This window comes from uncultured Faecalibacterium sp. (genome assembly GCF_900066275.1).
Taxonomy (GTDB): Bacteria; Bacillota; Clostridia; order Oscillospirales; family Ruminococcaceae; genus Faecalibacterium; species Faecalibacterium taiwanense.
The window spans coordinates 21,722-39,225 of sequence record NZ_FMFG01000022.1 but is presented as its reverse complement, the minus strand read 5'-3'; the positions used below and the strand labels follow the sequence as shown (position 1 = coordinate 39,225).

Genomic DNA, 17,504 nt, shown 5'->3' with positions numbered 1-17,504 from the left:
AGCTTTCTCCTCAGACACGAATCGGGCCATTCCATCGCCCGCCCTATTGCCCTTCGGGCAACAGGGTCCCACCCCAGCGGACGGTCTTCGGAGAAACTCCCGGCCCACCGCCCCGGAAAGATGCATATATCCCGTGCAATCTACCGAAAAAGTGTTCGTTAAATTAGTAATTATGAACATTTTTTGAAACGTCTTGACAATTAAAATGTTTTGTATAAAATTGTTCTGTACCAAACAAATAAAAAGTAACAGGAGGTAACTCAGATGATCAAAAAGTTAGTGTCACATCTGGGCGAGTATAAACGCGCCGCAGTCCTGACACCGCTCTTTGCCGCTCTGGAAGCCGTGATGGATGTGCTTTTGCCCACCATCATGGCCTTTATCATCGATCAGGGCATTGAAAAGGGCGATATGAACGCCATCCTCAAGTACGGCCTGCTCACCTTTCTGGTGGCTGTGGTCGCGCTGGCGCTGGGCGTTCTGGCCGGCAAATACGCCGCCGAGGCATCCACCGGCTTTGCCGGAAATCTGCGCGATGCTATGTATGAGAACATCCAGCATTATTCTTTTTCCAACATTGATAAATTCTCCACCGCAGGCCTTGTCACCCGCATGACCACCGACGTGACCAACGTACAGAACGCATTCCAGATGATCGAGCGCATGTGCGTGCGCGCCCCGGTGCATCTGGTGTTCGCCCTGTTCATGGCCTTGATGATCGGCGGCCCGCTGTCACTGATCTTCGTGGTGGCTGTGGTCTTTCTGGTGGCGGTGCTGGCAGGCATCATGGTGCCCACCTTCCACATCTTTGACCGGGTGTTCAAAAACTACGATGCCCTGAACGCTTCCGTGCAGGAAAACGTCTCCGCCATCCGCGTAGTGAAGAGCTTCGTGCGCGAGGGCTTTGAGAACGAGAAGTACACCAAAGCCTGCCAGAGCCTGTACGACCAGTTTGTGAACGCTGAGAGCCGCCTGAGCTTCAATAACCCTGCCATGCTCACCGCCGTTTACGGCTGCAACATCGCCCTGAGCTGGCTGGGTGCCAAGTACGTTCTGCATGGTGCCATCACCACCGGCCAGCTGAACGCTCTGTTCGGCTACATCATGAACATCCTCATGGCCCTGATGATGCTGAGCATGGCCTTTGTCATGATCTCCATGTCTGCCGCTTCCGCAAAGCGTATTGTGGAAGTGCTGGACGAGACCACCGACCTGCCCCCCGCAAAGCAGCCGGTGCAGCAGGTGAAGGACGGCGGCATCGAGTTCGAGCATGTCACCTTCAAGTATAAGCACGGCAGCGGCCAGCCGGTGCTGAATGATATCACCTTCAGCATCAAGCCCGGTGAGACCTTAGGTATCATCGGCGGCACTGGCAGCGCAAAATCCAGCCTTGTGCAGCTGATCCCCCGCCTGTATGATGCCGAGAGCGGCACCGTGCGCGTGGGCGGCGTGGATGTGCGCGACTACAACCTCGACGTGCTGCGCCGCGAGGTGTCCATGGTGCTGCAGAAGAACGTGCTGTTCAGCGGCACCATTCTCGATAACCTGCGCTGGGGCGATGAGAACGCCAGCGAGGAAGAGTGCATCCGTGTGGCAAAGCTTGCCTGCGCGGATGAGTTCATCGAGCGCTTCCCGGACAAATACAATACATGGATCGAGCAGGGCGGCTCCAATGTGTCCGGCGGCCAGAAGCAGCGCCTGACCATCGCCCGCGCCCTGCTGCGCAAGCCCAAGGTTCTGATTTTGGACGACTCCACCAGCGCCGTGGATACCGCTACCGATGCCAAGATCCGCAAGGCATTCCGGGAGGAGATCCCCGGCACCACCAAGATCATCATTGCACAGCGCATTTCCTCGGTGCAGGACGCTGACCGCATCCTTGTGCTGGATAACGGTAAGATCGATGGTCTGGGCACCCACGAAGAGCTGCTCAAGACCAACGCCATCTATCAGGAAGTTTACAACAGCCAGACCCAGGGCGGCGGCGACTTTGACAAACAGGGAGGTGAACAGTAATGGCTCAGGCAAAAGAAGTTCGCGGCCCCGGCCCCCGCATGGGCGGCCCCCGGCCCAAAGTGGAAAACCCGGGCAAGCTGCTGAAGCGCATCATGGATGAGGTATTCCGGCACTATCTGCCCCACTGCATCCTTGTGCTTGTCTGCATCGTGGTCAGCGCGCTGGCAAACGTACAGGCCAGTCTGTTCTTAAAGACCCTGATGGACGATTACATCATACCCATGACCCAGCAGCAGGATCCGGATTTTGCCCCGCTGGCTGCGGCTCTGCTGCGGGTAGGCATCATCTATGTCATCGGCATTCTGGCCGCATGGCTCAACGCCCGCATCATGGTCAACGTGACGCAGGGCACCCTGCGCAACCTGCGCACCCAGCTGTTCACCCACATGGAGAGCCTGCCCATCAAGTATTTTGACCAGCATCCCCATGGCGACATCATGTCCGTGTACACCAACGACGTGGATACCCTGCGCCAGATGCTCAGTCAGAGCATCCCGCAGCTGGTGTCCAGCGCCATTACCATTGTTTCGGTGTTCTTCAGCATGTGCATGCTCAGCTGGCAGCTGACGATCGTTACCATGCTGATGGTGGCGCTGATGATGTTCTGCTCCAAAAAGATCACCCAGCAGTCCGGCAAATACTTCATCCAGCAGCAGCGGGATCTGGGCAAGTTGAACGGCTATATCGAAGAGATGATGGAGGGCCAGAAGGTCGTCAAGGTGTTCACCCATGAGCAGAAGGCGCTGGACGGTTTCCGCCAGCTGAACGACCAGCTGAAGGACAGCGCCAACAAAGCCAACAGCTTTGCCAACATCATGATGCCGGTCAACGCCCAGCTGGGCAATATCAGCTATGCCGTCTGCGCGCTGGCAGGCGCAGCCATGGCCGTGAGCGGCATGGGCGGCACGACCCTTGGCACGGTGGTGGCTTTCCTGAGCCTGAACAAGGGCTTCAACATGCCCATCAGTCAGGTGTCCATGCAGGCCAACAGCATCATCATGGCTCTGGCCGGTGCCGAGCGTATCTTCAAGATGATGGACGAAGAGAGCGAGACCGACGAGGGCTATGTGACCCTTGTCAACGCAAAGTACGACCGCAACGACCAGCTGGTGGAGACGGACGAGCGCACCGGCCTGTGGGCATGGAAGCACCCGCACCACGACGGCACTACCACCTACCACAAGCTGGAAGGCAGCATCACCTTTACCGATGTAGACTTTGGCTATGTGCCGGAAAAAACCGTCCTGCACGATATCAACCTGTATGGCCGTCCGGGCCAGAAGATCGCCTTTGTCGGCTCTACCGGTGCCGGTAAGACCACCATCACCAACCTCATCAACCGGTTCTACGACATTCAGGACGGCAAGATCCGCTACGACGGCATCAACATCCACAAGATCAAAAAGGCCGATCTGCGCCGTTCTCTGGGCATCGTGCTGCAGGACACCCATCTGTTCACCGGCACGGTGATGGAGAACATCCGCTACGGCCGGCTGGATGCCACCGATGAAGAGTGCATCGCCGCCGCCCGCCTTGCCAACGCGGATGGCTTCATCAAGCGCCTGCCGGAAGGCTACAACACCATGCTCACCGGCGATGGTGCCAACCTCTCGCAGGGCCAGCGCCAGCTGCTGGCCATCGCCCGTGCGGCCGTGGCAGATCCCCCGGTGCTGATCCTGGACGAGGCCACCTCCTCCATCGATACCCGCACCGAAGCGCTGGTGCAGCGCGGCATGGACGGCCTGATGTACGGCCGCACCAGCTTTGTCATTGCGCACCGCCTGTCCACCGTCCGCAATGCAGACTGCATCGTGGTGCTGGAGCAGGGCCGCATCATCGAGCGCGGCAGCCACGACGAGCTGATCGCTAAAAAAGGCAAGTATTACCAGCTGTACACCGGCAACCTTGCCGAAAACTAAGCGTTTTTCTACCTCCTCAATGAAAAAGCGACAGCGTGCATCAAATTGCGCGCTGCCGCTTTTTGTGTTATACTGGCTCTGCGGCCCTTCTCCAATCCCCCTGTCGCGGAAAGGAGATGGTAAACATGCCTAGCTTTATCGCGTTTTTTCAGACTGTCGCAGCAGAGGTAGTAGCCTACTATTTATGCAAGTGGCTTGACAGCCTGTTCTTCAAGGGCAGCAAGCACTAATGAAAAGAAGCACCCCGGTACTGGTTCTACCGGGGTGCTTCGATTTTTTACGTGGTAAACACGTTCGGCCTTATCGCGTTGCCTACCCTTATTATACGCACTTTCATGCAAAAGTCAAGAGGTTTCTGATTCATTTTTCTACCATGTTACGTCGGAATTTTTTGTGCTTTACAAGGCTTTGCCGTTGGTTTATACTGAAAGCTGAATGATTCTATCAAATTGAGGAGTTTTGCATCGTGGTTTCGGAGAGCACACTCACCTTGGATATCCTGCCGCTTTCGGCAGACACAGCCCGGCTGGTGCGGGTGTACGGCACAGAGCCGTGTATCGCGCTGCCCGGCGCACTGCCAGCACCGGAGGGCGGCAGCTTTGCTGTTACCGAACTGGGCGACTACTGCTTTTCCGAAAAGCCGCGCAGCCTGCCTGCGGCAGACAAGACCTGCCGCTACGAGGCGGCCCCGGACGGCACGGCGCGGCTGACTCGGGCCTTTGGGCAGACGGTAGGCGGCACCTGCCGCCGGTACGACTTCGACTTTGACGCGCCGGCTTCCGATGCGGACACGCTGCACCCGGTGTGTGGGAACTTTCTCGAAGAGCTGACCCTGCCGGACAGCTTACAGGTCGTCGGCAGCTGCGCATTCTACAACTGCCGCAGGCTGCGTCTGCTCACCGTGGGCACGGGCAGCCTGACCATGGGCAGCGATGTGTTTTTGAACTGCTTCGCGCTGGAGACCATCCGGGTGCAGGCAGGCCCTGAAGAACCTACCGGCCTGTTTGCCCTTGTGAACAACATCACCGAAGCGGTGCGGGCTGAGTTTTGCCCTGCCGGTACAGCAGCCCCGCTGGCGGCGCTGTGGTATCCCGCCTACTGGGAGGATATCGAGGAGACCCCCGCCCACATTCTTCTGCACACTTTTTCCGGCCAAGGATATCATTACCGGCAGTGTTTTTTAGAGAACAAATTCCTCCCCGCAGAATACGACGCGATCTTCCCGCAGGGCCACGATGCCGACGATGCCAATGTGATGGCAATGCTCTGCTTTGACCGGCTGCGGTATCCGTGGCAACTGACCGAAGCCGCCGCCGGGCACTACCGGGCATTTCTGGCAGCCAACACCGACCGGGTGCTGGCCCGTCTGCTGAAGGCACAGGACAATGATGCCGTGCGTGCACTCATTGCGCTGGATGTGCTGGACAAAGACGGCTTTGCCGAAGCTTCAGCCCTTGCTGCCAAGGCCGGGAACGCCGCTGCCGCCGCTCTGCTGGCGGATGCGGAGCACAAAAAGTATGTTCCTCAGCCCAAAAAGCAGCGGTACGATTTTGATTTTTAAACAGCAGAAAACTCCTTCCGTCGCACTTCGTGCGCCAGCTCCCTCTAAGAGGAAGCCTTTGGCAGTAAGGGTAAGCTTCCGGTTTCGCCAGAGACCCCATCCCTGAGAGGGCTGGCATCGCGCAGCGATGACTGGGGGAGTTTGCAGCGAGGCTGAGAGGGTTCTAAGTGAGGTGACACTTTTGCCCCAAACGATCCAAAAAGAAAAATTTTTTGACCCGCGCAAGCCGTTCCAGTCCCAGCGGCCGGAGACCCACGAGGAGTGGCAGGCACGCATGGGCGGCGAGGTGCTGGCGGTGGTGCGCAGCGGGCTGTATCTGGACTTCCGCTTTCTGGATATGGCGCTCAGTGCCTTGTCCCCCGCCCCGGACGAGCGCTGCCGGGTGCTGGCTACGGACGGTCAGGTCCTGTTTTATCAGCCCAGCCACCTGCTGCGGCTCTATCAGGACAATCCAAAATATCTCAACCGGTTGTATCTGCACACCATATTCCACTGCGTATTCCGGCATTTGTGGCTGAAAGGCCGCCGGGAGCCTCAGCTGTGGAGCCTTGCCTGTGATATCGCAGTGGAAAACGTTATCGACAGCCTGAACCGCACCAGCGTCAAGCGCCCGCTGACCTATGTGCGCCAGAACGCCTACCAGCAGATCACCGCCGAGGAAACCGTGGTGGCAGCCGCGCCGGTGTATCGGTGGCTCGCCCGGCAGACACCCGGTGTGCTGCGCCAGCTGGAGCGGGAGTTCGTGACCGACGACCACCGTCTGTGGCCGAAGGATGCGCCTGACCAGCCCCAGCAGATGCCCACGCCGCTGCCCCAGAAAACGTGGCAGAAGATCGGGGAGCGGATGCAGACAGAGCTGGACCTGCGGGATAAGGAAGCCGGGGACGGTGCCGATGCCCTGAAGCAGCAGGTAAAAGCCGCCAACCGCAGCCGCCGCAGCTACCGGGATTTTCTGCGCCGGTTCTGCGTGCTGCGGGAGGAAGTAAAGCTGGACCCGGACGAGTTCGACCTGAACTTCTACACCTACGGCCTTTCGGTGTACGGAAACCTGCCCCTCATCGAGCCTCTGGAAAGCCGGGAGAGCAAAAAGATCGAAGAGCTGGCCCTTGTCATCGACACCAGCTACTCCACCTCCGGTGAACTGGTGCGGGCGTTCCTTGCGGAGACCTACACTCTGCTGAAAGGACAGGAGAACTTTTTCCACCGGATGAACCTGCACCTGATCCAGGCCGATAACGCCATCCGGCAGGATATCCTGATTCACAATGAGGACGAGCTGATCCACGCCATGAACCACTTTGAGCTGCGGGGCGGCGGCGGAACGGACTTCCGCCCGGCCTTTGAATACGTGAACCAGCTGTGCGCCGAGAAAAAGTTCTCGAACCTGCGGGGCCTTTTGTACTTCACCGACGGCATGGGCACCTACCCCGCCAAGCGCCCGGCCTACGACACCGCTTTTCTGTTTCTGGGGGAGCGGTTCGACGATGCCAATGTACCGCCGTGGGCCATGAAGGTGGTTCTGGATGAAGAAGAATTTACCGGTGCAGCAGCCCGCCCGCAAAGCCCCCTTGCCGACGCGCTGGCCGAAGAGGACGACCTGTACCGTGACCTGAACAATTCGTGAGGGAATTTGTTATGAATATCAAACGAGCCAAAGAAGAAATTGAACACACCGTAAAAGCCTACCTTGCCAAGGATGCTCTGGGCGAATACGCCATCCCGGCCATCCGGCAGCGTCCCATTCTGCTCATGGGGCCTCCGGGCATTGGCAAGACGCAGGTGATGGAACAGGTAGCCCGGGAGTGCGGCGTGGCGCTGGTGGCCTACACCATCACCCACCACACCCGCCAGAGCGCCGTGGGTCTGCCCTTCATCCGCCAGCGCAATTATGGCGGCAAAGATGTCTCGGTGACCGAATACACCATGAGCGAGATCATTGCCAGCATCTATGCCAAGATGGAGGCCACCGGCCTCTCCGAGGGCATTCTGTTCATCGACGAGATCAACTGTGTGTCGGAAACGCTGGCCCCCACCATGCTGCAATTTTTGCAATGCAAGACCTTTGGCAATCAGGCCGTGCCTGCGGGCTGGGTGATCGTGGCGGCAGGCAACCCACCGGAATATAACAAATCTGTGCGCGACTTTGATATCGTTACGCTGGACCGCGTGCGCCGCATGGACATTGAGCCGGACCTGCCCGTGTGGAAGGACTATGCCCGCGCTGCCCACATCCACAGCGCCATTTTGAGCTATCTGGAGCTGCACCCGCAGAACTTCTACCAGATCAACGCCGATGTGGACGGCACCCAGTTCGTGACCGCCCGCGGCTGGGAGGATCTTTCCAATCTGCTGGACACCTACGAAACACTGGGTCTGCAGGCCGATGAAGACCTGATCCGCGAGTACATCCAGCACCCGAAGATTGCAGAGGACTTCTCCGCCTACCTCGACCTTTACTATAAGTACCGCGACGACTACGGCGTAGAGGAGATCTTGGCCGGACAGGCAAAGCCCGCCGTGTTCGCACGGCTGCTGCAGGCCCCCTTCGACGAGCGGCTTTCGCTGGTCAGCCTGATCCTTGCAGGCCTCGGCACCCGGTTCACGGCCTCCCGTCAGGCAGATGCAGTAGCCGACAGCTGCTATGCCTTTCTGCGGGAGACCAAAAAAGCCCTTGCCACCGTTCCGGAGGATATCCCGGACGGCTCGGCAGAAATGTTCCACCAGCAGATCATGGATTATGACACCGAAACACAGCAAAAGCGTGCGGCGGGGCTGCTGAGCAAAGATGCTCTGACCACCCGCCTGCAGGTGCTGGCCGTGCTGCGCGGCTGGGAAGGCGAACTGCGCCGTGCCAACGCCGCCGGCACACAGGAAGCCTTCGACCTGCTGCGCGGGCAGTTCCAGTCCCTTGCCGATGCGCGCGAAAAGGCCCAGCAGACCGCCAGCGCCGCGCTGGAAGCCGCTTTCGACTTTATGGAGCAGGCCTTTGCCGAAAGCCAGGAGATGGTGGTGTTCGTCACCGAGCTGACGGTGAACCCGGTGTCCCACGCCTTCCTCACCGAGAACGGCTGCGAACGCTACTTCAAGTACAACAAAGACCTGCTGCTGGACCACCGCAAAGCTGCTTTGCAGCAGGAGCTTTCAGCGGAACAGCGCCGTCATGGCGGGGTGTGAGCCATGCTGGAAAATCTTCTGTTCAGCATGAACAGCACCATGCCGCTGTTCTTTATCATGCTGCTGGGCTATGTGCTGCACCGCACCGGTTTTCTGAGCGATGCGTTCGTGGCCGGGGCCAACAAGTTCGTGTTTTATGTGGCACTGCCGGTGCAGCTGTTTCGCGACCTTGGCAAAAACGATGTCCGTGCCACCTTCGATGGCCGGTATGTGCTGTTCTGCTTTGCGGTCACACTGGCGTGCATCCTTGTGATCTGGGCGCTGGCAAAGCTGTTTTTAAAGGGCACCGGCCTTGTGGGCGAGTTCGTTCAGGTGTGTTACCGCTCGTCGGCTGCCATCCTCGGCTCGGCTTTTCTGCAGAGCATCTACGGCGATGCCAGCATGTCCAGCCTGATGATCCTTGGCAGTGTGCCGCTGTATAACATCATGGCAGTGGTCATTTTGATGCTGGAAGCGCCCACTGCGCAGGCTCAGACCGGCAATATGGCTGAAAAGCTCAAAAAGAGTGTGAAAGGCATCCTGACGAACCCCATCCTTCTGGGCATTGCAGCGGGCTTTGCGTGGAGCATGCTGCACATTTCCATGCCTGCCATGCTGGATAAGGCCCTTTCCAACGTGGCCGGTCTGACCAGCCCTCTGGCCCTGCTTGCCATTGGTGCAGGCTTCAAGGGCCAAAAAGCTCTGGGATACCTCAAGCCTACTGCTGTGGCTACTGTGGTCAAGCTGATGGTGCTGCCTGCGCTGTTCCTGCCGCTGGCTGTGCGCTTTGGCTTTACCGACGAAAAGCTGGTGGCCCTGCTGGTGATGCTGGGCAGCATCACCACCCCGGCGTGCTACGTTATGGCAAAGCAGATGGGCCACGAAGGTGTGCTTACCGGCAGCGTGTGCGTTACCACCACCCTGTTCAGCGCATTCAGCCTGACCTTCTGGCTGTTCGTGCTGCGGAGCCTCGGATATATTTTATAACATCTTTTGCATAGCACAACAGCGGACGGCCTGCAGGCTGTCCGCTGTTTGCTTTTCAGATGTTGCTTGGGGAATCAGGCCGCACCGAAGGGATGCAGCTTCTGCCCTTTATTCTGTCATTTCCAGTTCAGAGATCCATTCCCGCACACGGTCCGGGCGGTTTGTGACGATGGCATCCGGCTGCAGGGGCCAAAGGTCTTTCACGGCCTGTTCCCCGTCCACCGTCCAATATGCCGCCTTGATGCCCAGATCATGCAGCTTCTGCACCATGCTGGGCTGCTGGTAAGCGGTGTGATATTCGCAGCTCACCCAGTCCGGCTTGAAGTCCAGCGTCTGCACATACTTTACCGGGTCCCGCTGTTCCAGCAGGCGCTGGGCTACCTCTACCAGACTCTTGCCCGGAAAGTTCGCCTGCAGCATACTGATCTGATTGCCCATCCAGCGCAGGGCCCAGCTGCAGTTTTCGTCATCCACATTTTCCACCGACAGCGGCGGCAGCTGTGGAAAATCATCCTCTTCCAGCCCGTTCTGCAGGCCAAGCATTTCCCATGTGCTAGTGGGCAGCGCCATGGTCTCCACCGCACCGTAGACCAGCACGCCCACCTTCAGCTCCGGCATCAGCTGCTTTGCCTGCCGCAGCAGGTCGTGGTTGAACGAGATCACCACCAGCCGGTCGGTAATGTTTGCTGCACGCACCTCCTCGATCACGCGGGGGACAAAATCCGGGTCGTCATCGATGGTGGCCTTCATTTCCAGCTGAACGATGGTACCTTCCATTTCCCTGCACAGAGCCAGTGCCTCCTGCAGGGTAGCGATCCTCTCGTTCCGATAGTTCACATCCTTCCAGCTACCAAAGTCCAGCGCCTTCAGCTCGCCCTCGGTCATGTCATAGATCTGGCCACGCATATCGGTGTGCCAGTCAATGACAAAATCGTGGTGGATCACCAGCTTTTTATCGCTGGTCTGCTGTACGTCCATTTCCACGCCGTCCGCGCCGATCTCCATCGCCTTGCGGAACGCAGAAAGGGTATTTTCCGGCGCAAGATAGGACGCGCCGCGGTGTGCAATGATCTCAGGTGTCATAAATTCCAATTCTTTCTCACAAATTTATTTTTTCGCAAATTTCAGGCAAGGTCGGTGCCGTTTGAAGCAATGACCTTTTTGTACCAGTAGAAGCTGTCCTTGCGGCTGCGGGCCAGTGTGCCGTTGCCGTCGTTGTCCTTATCCACATAGATAAAGCCGTAGCGCTTTTTCATCTCACCGGTGGATGCGCTCACAAGGTCGATAGGACCCCATGTGGTGTAGCCCATCAGCGGCAGGCCGTCCTCGTTGACGGCCTTTTCCATCTGCTCGATGTGGGCGCGCAGATAATCGATGCGGTAGCTGTCGTGGATGGAGCCGTCCGCTTCCACGGTATCCACCGCGCCAAGGCCGTTCTCCACAATGAACATGGGCTTTTCGTACCGGTCGTAGATGGTGTTCAACGTCACGCGCAGGCCCACCGGGTCGATGGCCCAGCCCCACTCGCTGGCCTTGAGGTACGGGTTCTTCACAGCTTCCAGCACCGCATTGCCGTCGGCCTTTTCTTCTGCCAGGATCTCCTGATCCGTGGTGATGCAGCGGCTGGAATAGTAGCTGAAGGAGACAAAATCCACGGTGCCTTCTTTCAGAACCTGCTCATCGCCCGGCTCGGTGTGTAGGGTGATGCCGGCCTTCTCCATCCGCTTTTTTGCCCACACCGGGTAGGCACCGCGGGCCTGCACATCGGTAAAGAAGTAGTTGTCGCGGTCCGCTTCCTGTGCGGCACGGATATCCTCCGGTGCACAGGTGCGCGGGTAATACTGGCCTGCCGCCAGCATACAGCCCACCATGGCACCGGGCATCTTTTCATGAGCCAGCTTGACCGCCTTTGCGCTGGCCACCAGCTCATGATGTGCCGCCTGATACTCCACCTGCTGCACATTCTCGCCCGGATAGAACACTAGCCCCGCGCCGGTAAAGGGCAGATGCAGCAGCATGTTGATCTCGTTGAAGGTGAGCCAGTATTTCACCTTCCCCTTGTAGCGGTCAAACAGCACTTCACAGTAGTGCACATAGGCATCTACCATGCGGCGGTCTTTCCAGCCGCCATACTTTTTTATGAGGGCAATGGGGGTATCGAAGTGGCAGATGGTCACAAGCGGTTCAATGCCGTATTTGTGGCACTCATCAAACACATCCTCATAGAACTTCAAGCCCTCTTCATTGGGCTGGGCATCATCGCCGTTCGGCAGGATGCGGGTCCATGCGATGGACAGCCGGAAGCACTTGAAACCCATCTCGGCAAAGAGGGCGATGTCCTCTTTATAATGGTGATACAGGTCAATGGCTTCATGGCTGGGATAATAGTGCTTGTCGTCGCACTCCAGCATTTCCAGCCGACCCAGCGCCACCGGGAAGCGGTCCGGGCCAAACGGGGTCACATCCACGGTGGCAAGGCCCTTGCCGCCTGCCTGCCATGCGCCCTCGCACTGGTTGGCAGCGGTGGCACCGCCCCACAGAAAATCTTTGGGAAAACTGCCCATAAGTAAACCCTCCCTATTTTAATTTGTTGATTATAAGATACCGCACAATCGCCGGAATGTCCATGCCTACATTTTACAAAAAGGTGCTTCATTGTTGTGAAAGTACGACTTTTATCGTCAAATCGCCGAATTTTGATTCTATTTTTCGTACATTTTTCACGAGAAAAATGCAAAAACGGCCTGATTTTCCTTTCATTCTGTTTCTTTCAAACTGTCCGCAGACATGGTACAATAATCAGGTAAGATACACCGCCGCTTTTTCGGCATTGGAAAATGGAGTGTTTGATTATGACTGAGTTCAAGCCCATTAAAGAAGGCAAGGTTCGTGAGATCTATGATAACGGTGACAGCCTCATCATGGTTGCTACCGACCGCATTTCCGCGTTTGATGTCATCCTGAAAAACAAGGTCACCAAAAAGGGCACCGTTCTGACCCAGATGAGCAAGTTCTGGTTCGATTACACCCGCGATCTGCTGCCCAACCACATGCTGAGCGTGGACGTGAAGGATATGCCGGAGTTTTTCCAGCAGCCGCAGTTCGACGGCAACAGCATGATGTGCCGTAAGCTGACCATGCTGCCCATCGAGTGCATCGTGCGCGGCTACATCACCGGCAGCGGCTGGGCCAGCTACCAGAAGACCGGCAAGGTGTGCGGCATCCAGCTGCCGGAAGGCCTGAAGGAGTCCGACAAGCTGCCCGAGCCTATCTACACTCCCTCCACCAAGGCCGAGATCGGCGACCACGACGAGAACATCTCCTACGAAAAGAGCATCGAGGTGCTGGAAAAGCAGTTCCCCGGCCACGGCGAGGAGTACGCCACCAAGCTGCGCGACTACACCATTGCCCTGTACAAGAAGTGTGCTGAGTATGCTCTCTCCCGCGGCATCATCATTGCCGACACCAAGTTTGAGTTTGGTCTGGATGAGAACGGCAACGTGGTGCTGGGCGACGAAATGCTCACCCCGGATTCCTCCCGCTTCTGGCCGCTGGAGGGCTACGAGCCGGGCCACAGCCAGCCCTCTTTTGATAAGCAGTTCGTGCGCGACTGGCTCAAGGCCAACCCCGACAGCAACTACGATCTGCCGCAGGACGTGATCGACAAGACCATTGCCAAGTATCTGGAGGCTTACGAGCTGCTCACCGGCAAAAAGCTGTAAATTTTACGATAAAACGAATCCCGGCAGATGCTTGACAGCTCTGCCGGGATTCGCTATAATGTCTATAGAAAGGGCACTGCGACAAGCGGTTGGCCCCAGTTCAAGGTTTACAGTTTTTGAGAACCGTCACCGTGCCGGGTGGCGGTTCTTACTTTTTCACGCGAATGGTGAATGTCAATCCAAACAAGTGGAATGTCAAAGTAATTGGCATGTACTCACCTCCTTTCGGAAGTGAGAGCCGAACCGCCTGCCGTTGTTTGCAGTGCCCCGCCGCCTTTCAGCAGCAGAGATAGCATAACATAGTTTTCGGCTGATTTCAACAAAAAAATGCTTCCGTGCGCCGCACGGAAGCATTTTTTGTTTCACTTACTCAGCTCCGAACTTTCCTCAGAATAAGCTTCGGACTCCGCCGGTTTTTCGTTTTCTTCGTCCAGCAGATACTGCACCTCGGTCTGCTTTGCCATCTGCTCTGCTGTCCAGTCCAGCTGTGCGATGCCTTCCAGTTCCAGCGTGTACTGCTCCACATTCTGCAGGCTGCCGGAGGCAAGACTCTGGCCCGGGTCGTTCTCCGGCGACCATGTAATGCGCAGTTCATCCGGCTGTGCGCTGCACTGCTGCACGGCATCGGTCACGCTGCGGCAGTCCTGCGCAAAGGCCTGTACGCTGTCATAGCCGCCAAACAGCTCCACAGTCAGGCTCAGATAGCCGTTTCCGGCATTCACATCCCGCAGCGTTTTCGCCTCACTGCTGTACAGGTAGGCGTTTCCGCTGATATTCTTCACACGGATATCCGGGGCTGTTTGTTTGATCTTGTCATAGGCTTCTGTCGTATATTCCTGCCCCAGCTTCATGCTTGCCTGATTCCGCTCCGGGCCGAGTTCATCCCACACCACCGGCAGCAGCGACAGACAGAAGCACCCGCCCATGAGCACAAGGCAGATCAGCACCGACCAGAAATCGTATTTCCAGCGGCCCGGGCGGGCGGCAAAAAAGAGCACCTCGCCGCCCAGCAGGATCAGCCCTGCCGCTGGGGCGATCTTGAGCGCCAGCTGCCAGTCAAAGCCCGGCACAAAATAGGCAAGCAGAAAGAAGATGCCCGCTGCGATCAGGCATACGCCCAGCGTAAAGCTGCCCACCCGGCGCAGCGGCTGCGGTTTTGCAGGCTGCGGTGCTTCACCGGTCAGCGGCGCATCATTTCTCGTCTCGTCCATCGTCGGCATCCTCCGTCTCATCGTCCGGGGTCACGGGCTTGCCCAGCAGAGCCGAGAGCTTGGGCATGGCAAAGCCCTTTGCTTCCGGCTCTGCCTGCGCATCCTGTGCAGTATACTCGGTAAAATCTTCATCTTCGGCATCGTTCTGCGGCTTCTGTTTTCTGCCCTTGGGGCCGCGCACCAGCCACGCACCGCAGATGATCAGGGCCACGCACACCACCACCTCTGGCAGCTGATCCATCATCAGGTAAAGTGCACGGAAGAAAGGGCTGCTCTGGCCCCAGCGCCACACGATATCCCCCAGCGTGTTCATAAGGATGTTCTGGTAGGCCACCAGCGCGCCCAGCGCGATCAGGCCCCAACCCAGCAGCTTGTGGCTGTCCAGCATGAACTGTTCCATGCGCTGGTCGTGCCAGTTGATGTGCACCAGATAATCGTCCTGCGGGGCGGTGCCTGCGCCGATCTGCGCCCGGAGATTGAAGGTGTCAAAGAAGCTGTACATCCACACAATGGGCATGGCTACATACAAAACTTCCAGCAGAGTGCCCGCACCAAAGGCCACGCAGAACATGGTAATGAGCGAAAGGCCGCGCTTCATGTAGCCCTGATACATCTGGCCTGCGCCCGGGCAAAAGGCGAAGAGGAAGGTCAGGATTCCGTTTTTCATCATAATCGATCTCCTTATTTCGTTTGATCTGCAAGTGGCGAATTTTTGTATTTTTCTGCTGCAGGGCCGCCGGCTCCGAACAGCAGGTCATTGAGTGCTTTTGCCAGCGAAGCCTGCTGCTTCGGCTTGTCGTCATCCATTGGCTTTCCCAGTATTTCCGGCTGGGCGGACGGTCGGTCATCTTCCATCGGCTTGCCCAGCTGCAAGGCTTCTTCGGTCTGACTCTGGCTGGTCTCCGGTGTCCATGTGTGCAGCTCCTGCCGGAAATTCAGCAGCTGGTCTATGGTGCCGGAGCGCCACATGGTAAAGGCCAGCACCGCCGCCACACCGGCCACTGCGGCACGGCCCCATGTGTTCTGCATCAGCCGCACCCAAATGGCGGCCATCACCGCCTTGTGCGCGGAGTGCGGCGGCGTTTCCAGCGCATCTGCCGTCAGCAGAGCAGTGTAGCGGTCCATGCATTTATCGCAGTAGGATAAATGCTCGGCGGTTTCCAGCCGGCCCAGCTCATCCAGCCCGCCTGCCTGCAGGGCCTGTAGGCCTTCGTCGGTCAGGCAGCCGTTTTTGTCAAACAGTTCCATGTACGCACTCCTTTCCATCGTTTTCACGCTGTAGTATCTGCTGTGCCAGCATCTTTTTTGCCCGGTAGATCTGTGCTTCCACCGTCTTGGGCGGACGGCCGCACAGCTGTGCCGCCTCGGCCATGGTGTGCTGTTCCAGCAGCACCAGACGGCAAGGCGTTCTGTAGGGCTCCCGCAGGTCCAGGATCATGGCGGTGAGTTCTTCCTCGCCCAGAGCATCCAGCACCTGCTGTTCCGGCTGGGTGCCGGGCGGCGCACCTTCCAGCGCCAGCACATCGTCGCCGGGAATGTTCACCCTGCGCACCCATGCGCTGCGCAGATAGTCCTTTGCCTTGTTGGCAGCGATGCGTGCCAGCCACTGTTTTTCAAACCCGGACGGACAGCGGTCAATGGCCCGCCATGCCGCCAGAAAGGTCTCCTGCGTCAGGTCCTGCGCATCGCCGGCATCCGGCACCAGCTGGTGGCAGACCGTATATACGAGCGACTGGTATTTTTGCACCATCGCGCTGAATTCCAAGGTCGTCAACGGCCTGCCCACCTCCTTTCAGTTTCGTCCCGGTCCGACGAAGTGCAGCCCCTGCGCTGCCCTTCTGCACATTCATACGAAACAGCCGTTCAAAATCCTGCAAAAACTTTTATTTTTATGATACAATAGAAGTAGTATAGCACAAAAGGAGGCATTCGGCCATGGCTATCAGTACCCGTCAGGCACTTTTGCAGGCACTTTCCGCTGCCGGGGGCAGCTACGTTTCCGGCCAGCAGCTGGCCGAGGCCCTCGGCGTGAGCCGCGCTGCCGTGCACAAGGCCGCTGCGTCCCTCACGGCCCAAGGGTACGCGCTGGAAGCTGCGCCCCGCCGGGGCTACCGGCTGGCAGGCGGTGACCCGTTCTGCACCGAAGCCATCGGGGACTACCCTGCACCCATCTATTTATATGACACGCTGGAAAGCTCCAACCGCACGGCAAAGCTGCTGGCGCTGGATGGTGCCCCCCATGGCACGCTGGTGCTCACCGCTCACCAGAGCGCCGGACGCGGCAGGCTGGGCCGGAGATTTGAAAGCCCGGCAGGCAAGGGCGTTTACTGCTCGGTGCTGCTGCGCCCGGAAATGCCCGCCGCCAATGCCCAGACCGCTACCATCAGCGCCGCGGTAGCGGTCTGCCGTGCCGTGAAAAAGCTCTGCGGGCTGGAGCTTGCCGTCAAGTGGGTCAACGACCTGTACTATCAGGGCAGAAAGGTCTGCGGCATCCTGACCGAAGCGGGGACCGACCTGGAGAGCGGACAGCTGGAATGGCTGGTGGTCGGCATCGGGCTGAACCTTACCTCCACCGCTGCCGACTGGCCGGAGGAGCTGGCCCGCAAAGCTGGGAGCCTGTACCCCGGCGGGCCTGCCCCGGTGAGCCGGGCCGCACTGGCCGGGGCCATTGCCCGGGAGCTGCTGGCCCTCTGCCCGGCGTTTGACTGTCTGGATGAGTACCGCGCCCGGTGCTTTGTGCCCGGCCACTGGGTGACGGTGTGCGCCGAGACCGAGACCTACGCCGCAAAGGCCCTTGCCATCGACGAGGAAGGGCGGCTGGTCATCCAGAGGGAGAACGGCCGACAGGAGACTCTGCGCTGCGGCGAGGTGACCACACGGCCTGCACGGACCGAATAAGACGCAAAAAAGCACCCTTTCCTGCCCGGAAAGAGTG

At 58.3% G+C, this 17,504-nt stretch carries 14 protein-coding genes; 8 read left to right on the top strand and 6 right to left on the bottom strand.

Annotated features, from left to right (window positions below; all coding sequences use genetic code 11):
* Positions 1–264: 264 nt before the first annotated feature.
* The 6 genes from QZL71_RS08650 to QZL71_RS08625 all read left to right on the top strand — a co-directional run bounded on the left by QZL71_RS08650 (position 265) and on the right by QZL71_RS08625 (position 9,636).
* Positions 265–2,016, top strand: a complete 1,752-nt coding sequence (locus QZL71_RS08650) for an ABC transporter ATP-binding protein (protein ID WP_294648499.1) — start codon at positions 265–267, stop codon at positions 2,014–2,016.
* Entirely contained in the window at positions 2,016–3,935 is a 1,920-nt protein-coding gene (locus tag QZL71_RS08645) for an ABC transporter ATP-binding protein (RefSeq protein WP_294648498.1), read from the top strand. Before QZL71_RS08650 ends, QZL71_RS08645 begins: the two co-directional genes overlap by 1 nt.
* Positions 3,936–4,401: 466 nt before the next feature.
* Complete coding sequence (locus QZL71_RS08640; RefSeq protein WP_294648497.1) at positions 4,402–5,496, top strand: leucine-rich repeat protein; 1,095 nt, start codon at positions 4,402–4,404, stop codon at positions 5,494–5,496.
* Between the two features lie 172 nt (positions 5,497–5,668).
* The gene (locus QZL71_RS08635; protein WP_363912662.1) at positions 5,669–7,120 is read left to right on the top strand and encodes a vWA domain-containing protein; all 1,452 of its coding nucleotides are present in this window, start codon (positions 5,669–5,671) and stop codon (positions 7,118–7,120) included.
* 11 nt (positions 7,121–7,131) lie between these two features.
* Positions 7,132–8,670: an ATP-binding protein gene (locus QZL71_RS08630; RefSeq protein WP_294648495.1), complete on the top strand. Its 1,539-nt coding sequence runs from the start codon at positions 7,132–7,134 to the stop codon at positions 8,668–8,670.
* Positions 8,671–8,673: 3 nt separating this feature from the next.
* Positions 8,674–9,636: an AEC family transporter gene (locus QZL71_RS08625; RefSeq protein WP_097774318.1), complete on the top strand. Its 963-nt coding sequence runs from the start codon at positions 8,674–8,676 to the stop codon at positions 9,634–9,636.
* Positions 9,637–9,744: 108 nt separating this feature from the next.
* On the opposite strand, the gene QZL71_RS08620 is transcribed toward QZL71_RS08625, so the two are convergent.
* Both QZL71_RS08620 and QZL71_RS08615 read right to left on the bottom strand, forming a co-directional pair.
* On the bottom strand, positions 9,745–10,719 hold the full coding sequence (locus tag QZL71_RS08620) for a glycerophosphodiester phosphodiesterase (protein ID WP_294648494.1): 975 nt from the start codon (positions 10,717–10,719) through the stop codon (positions 9,745–9,747).
* Between the two features lie 41 nt (positions 10,720–10,760).
* Entirely contained in the window at positions 10,761–12,200 is a 1,440-nt protein-coding gene (locus QZL71_RS08615) for a 6-phospho-beta-glucosidase (RefSeq protein ID WP_097774317.1), read from the bottom strand.
* Between the two features lie 288 nt (positions 12,201–12,488).
* Between QZL71_RS08615 and QZL71_RS08610 the strand changes: the two genes are divergently transcribed.
* Entirely contained in the window at positions 12,489–13,358 is an 870-nt protein-coding gene (locus QZL71_RS08610; RefSeq protein WP_044953963.1) for a phosphoribosylaminoimidazolesuccinocarboxamide synthase, read from the top strand.
* Between the two features lie 362 nt (positions 13,359–13,720).
* Here the strand turns inward: QZL71_RS08610 and QZL71_RS08605 are convergent, their stop codons facing one another.
* Genes QZL71_RS08605 through QZL71_RS08590 form a run of 4 tightly spaced genes read right to left on the bottom strand, consistent with a single transcriptional unit; the run spans position 13,721 to position 16,343 of the window.
* The gene (locus QZL71_RS08605) at positions 13,721–14,569 is read right to left on the bottom strand and encodes a hypothetical protein (protein ID WP_294648493.1); all 849 of its coding nucleotides are present in this window, start codon (positions 14,567–14,569) and stop codon (positions 13,721–13,723) included.
* Positions 14,550–15,239: a hypothetical protein gene (locus tag QZL71_RS08600; RefSeq protein WP_154260738.1), complete on the bottom strand. Its 690-nt coding sequence runs from the start codon at positions 15,237–15,239 to the stop codon at positions 14,550–14,552. Before QZL71_RS08600 ends, QZL71_RS08605 begins: the two co-directional genes overlap by 20 nt.
* A gap of 11 nt (positions 15,240–15,250) precedes the next feature.
* Positions 15,251–15,817 (bottom strand): hypothetical protein, encoded by a 567-nt coding sequence (locus QZL71_RS08595; protein ID WP_294648492.1) that lies wholly within the window; start codon positions 15,815–15,817, stop codon positions 15,251–15,253.
* The gene (locus QZL71_RS08590; protein ID WP_223388239.1) at positions 15,804–16,343 is read right to left on the bottom strand and encodes an RNA polymerase sigma factor; all 540 of its coding nucleotides are present in this window, start codon (positions 16,341–16,343) and stop codon (positions 15,804–15,806) included. The genes QZL71_RS08595 and QZL71_RS08590 overlap by 14 nt, the downstream gene beginning before the upstream one ends.
* 161 nt (positions 16,344–16,504) lie before the next feature.
* Between QZL71_RS08590 and QZL71_RS08585 the strand changes: the two genes are divergently transcribed.
* A complete protein-coding gene (locus tag QZL71_RS08585; protein ID WP_294648491.1) occupies positions 16,505–17,467 on the top strand; it encodes a biotin--[acetyl-CoA-carboxylase] ligase in 963 nt (320 codons plus the stop codon).
* Positions 17,468–17,504: the final 37 nt, after the last annotated feature.

What these genes read in the sequence shown, in the direction of transcription:
- QZL71_RS08650 (WP_294648499.1), top strand. Translation starts at nt 265, where the DNA reads ATGATCAAAAAGTTAGTGTCACATCTGGGCGAGTATAAACGCGCCGCA.
- QZL71_RS08625 (WP_097774318.1), top strand. Translation starts at nt 8,674, where the DNA reads ATGCTGGAAAATCTTCTGTTCAGCATGAACAGCACCATGCCGCTGTTC.
- QZL71_RS08600 (WP_154260738.1), bottom strand. Translation starts at nt 15,239, where the DNA reads ATGATGAAAAACGGAATCCTGACCTTCCTCTTCGCCTTTTGCCCGGGC.
- QZL71_RS08585 (WP_294648491.1), top strand. Translation starts at nt 16,505, where the DNA reads ATGGCTATCAGTACCCGTCAGGCACTTTTGCAGGCACTTTCCGCTGCC.
- QZL71_RS08630 (WP_294648495.1), top strand. Translation starts at nt 7,132, where the DNA reads ATGAATATCAAACGAGCCAAAGAAGAAATTGAACACACCGTAAAAGCC.
- QZL71_RS08605 (WP_294648493.1), bottom strand. Translation starts at nt 14,569, where the DNA reads ATGGACGAGACGAGAAATGATGCGCCGCTGACCGGTGAAGCACCGCAG.
- QZL71_RS08595 (WP_294648492.1), bottom strand. Translation starts at nt 15,817, where the DNA reads ATGGAACTGTTTGACAAAAACGGCTGCCTGACCGACGAAGGCCTACAG.
- QZL71_RS08620 (WP_294648494.1), bottom strand. Translation starts at nt 10,719, where the DNA reads ATGACACCTGAGATCATTGCACACCGCGGCGCGTCCTATCTTGCGCCG.
- QZL71_RS08610 (WP_044953963.1), top strand. Translation starts at nt 12,489, where the DNA reads ATGACTGAGTTCAAGCCCATTAAAGAAGGCAAGGTTCGTGAGATCTAT.
- QZL71_RS08645 (WP_294648498.1), top strand. Translation starts at nt 2,016, where the DNA reads ATGGCTCAGGCAAAAGAAGTTCGCGGCCCCGGCCCCCGCATGGGCGGC.
- QZL71_RS08615 (WP_097774317.1), bottom strand. Translation starts at nt 12,200, where the DNA reads ATGGGCAGTTTTCCCAAAGATTTTCTGTGGGGCGGTGCCACCGCTGCC.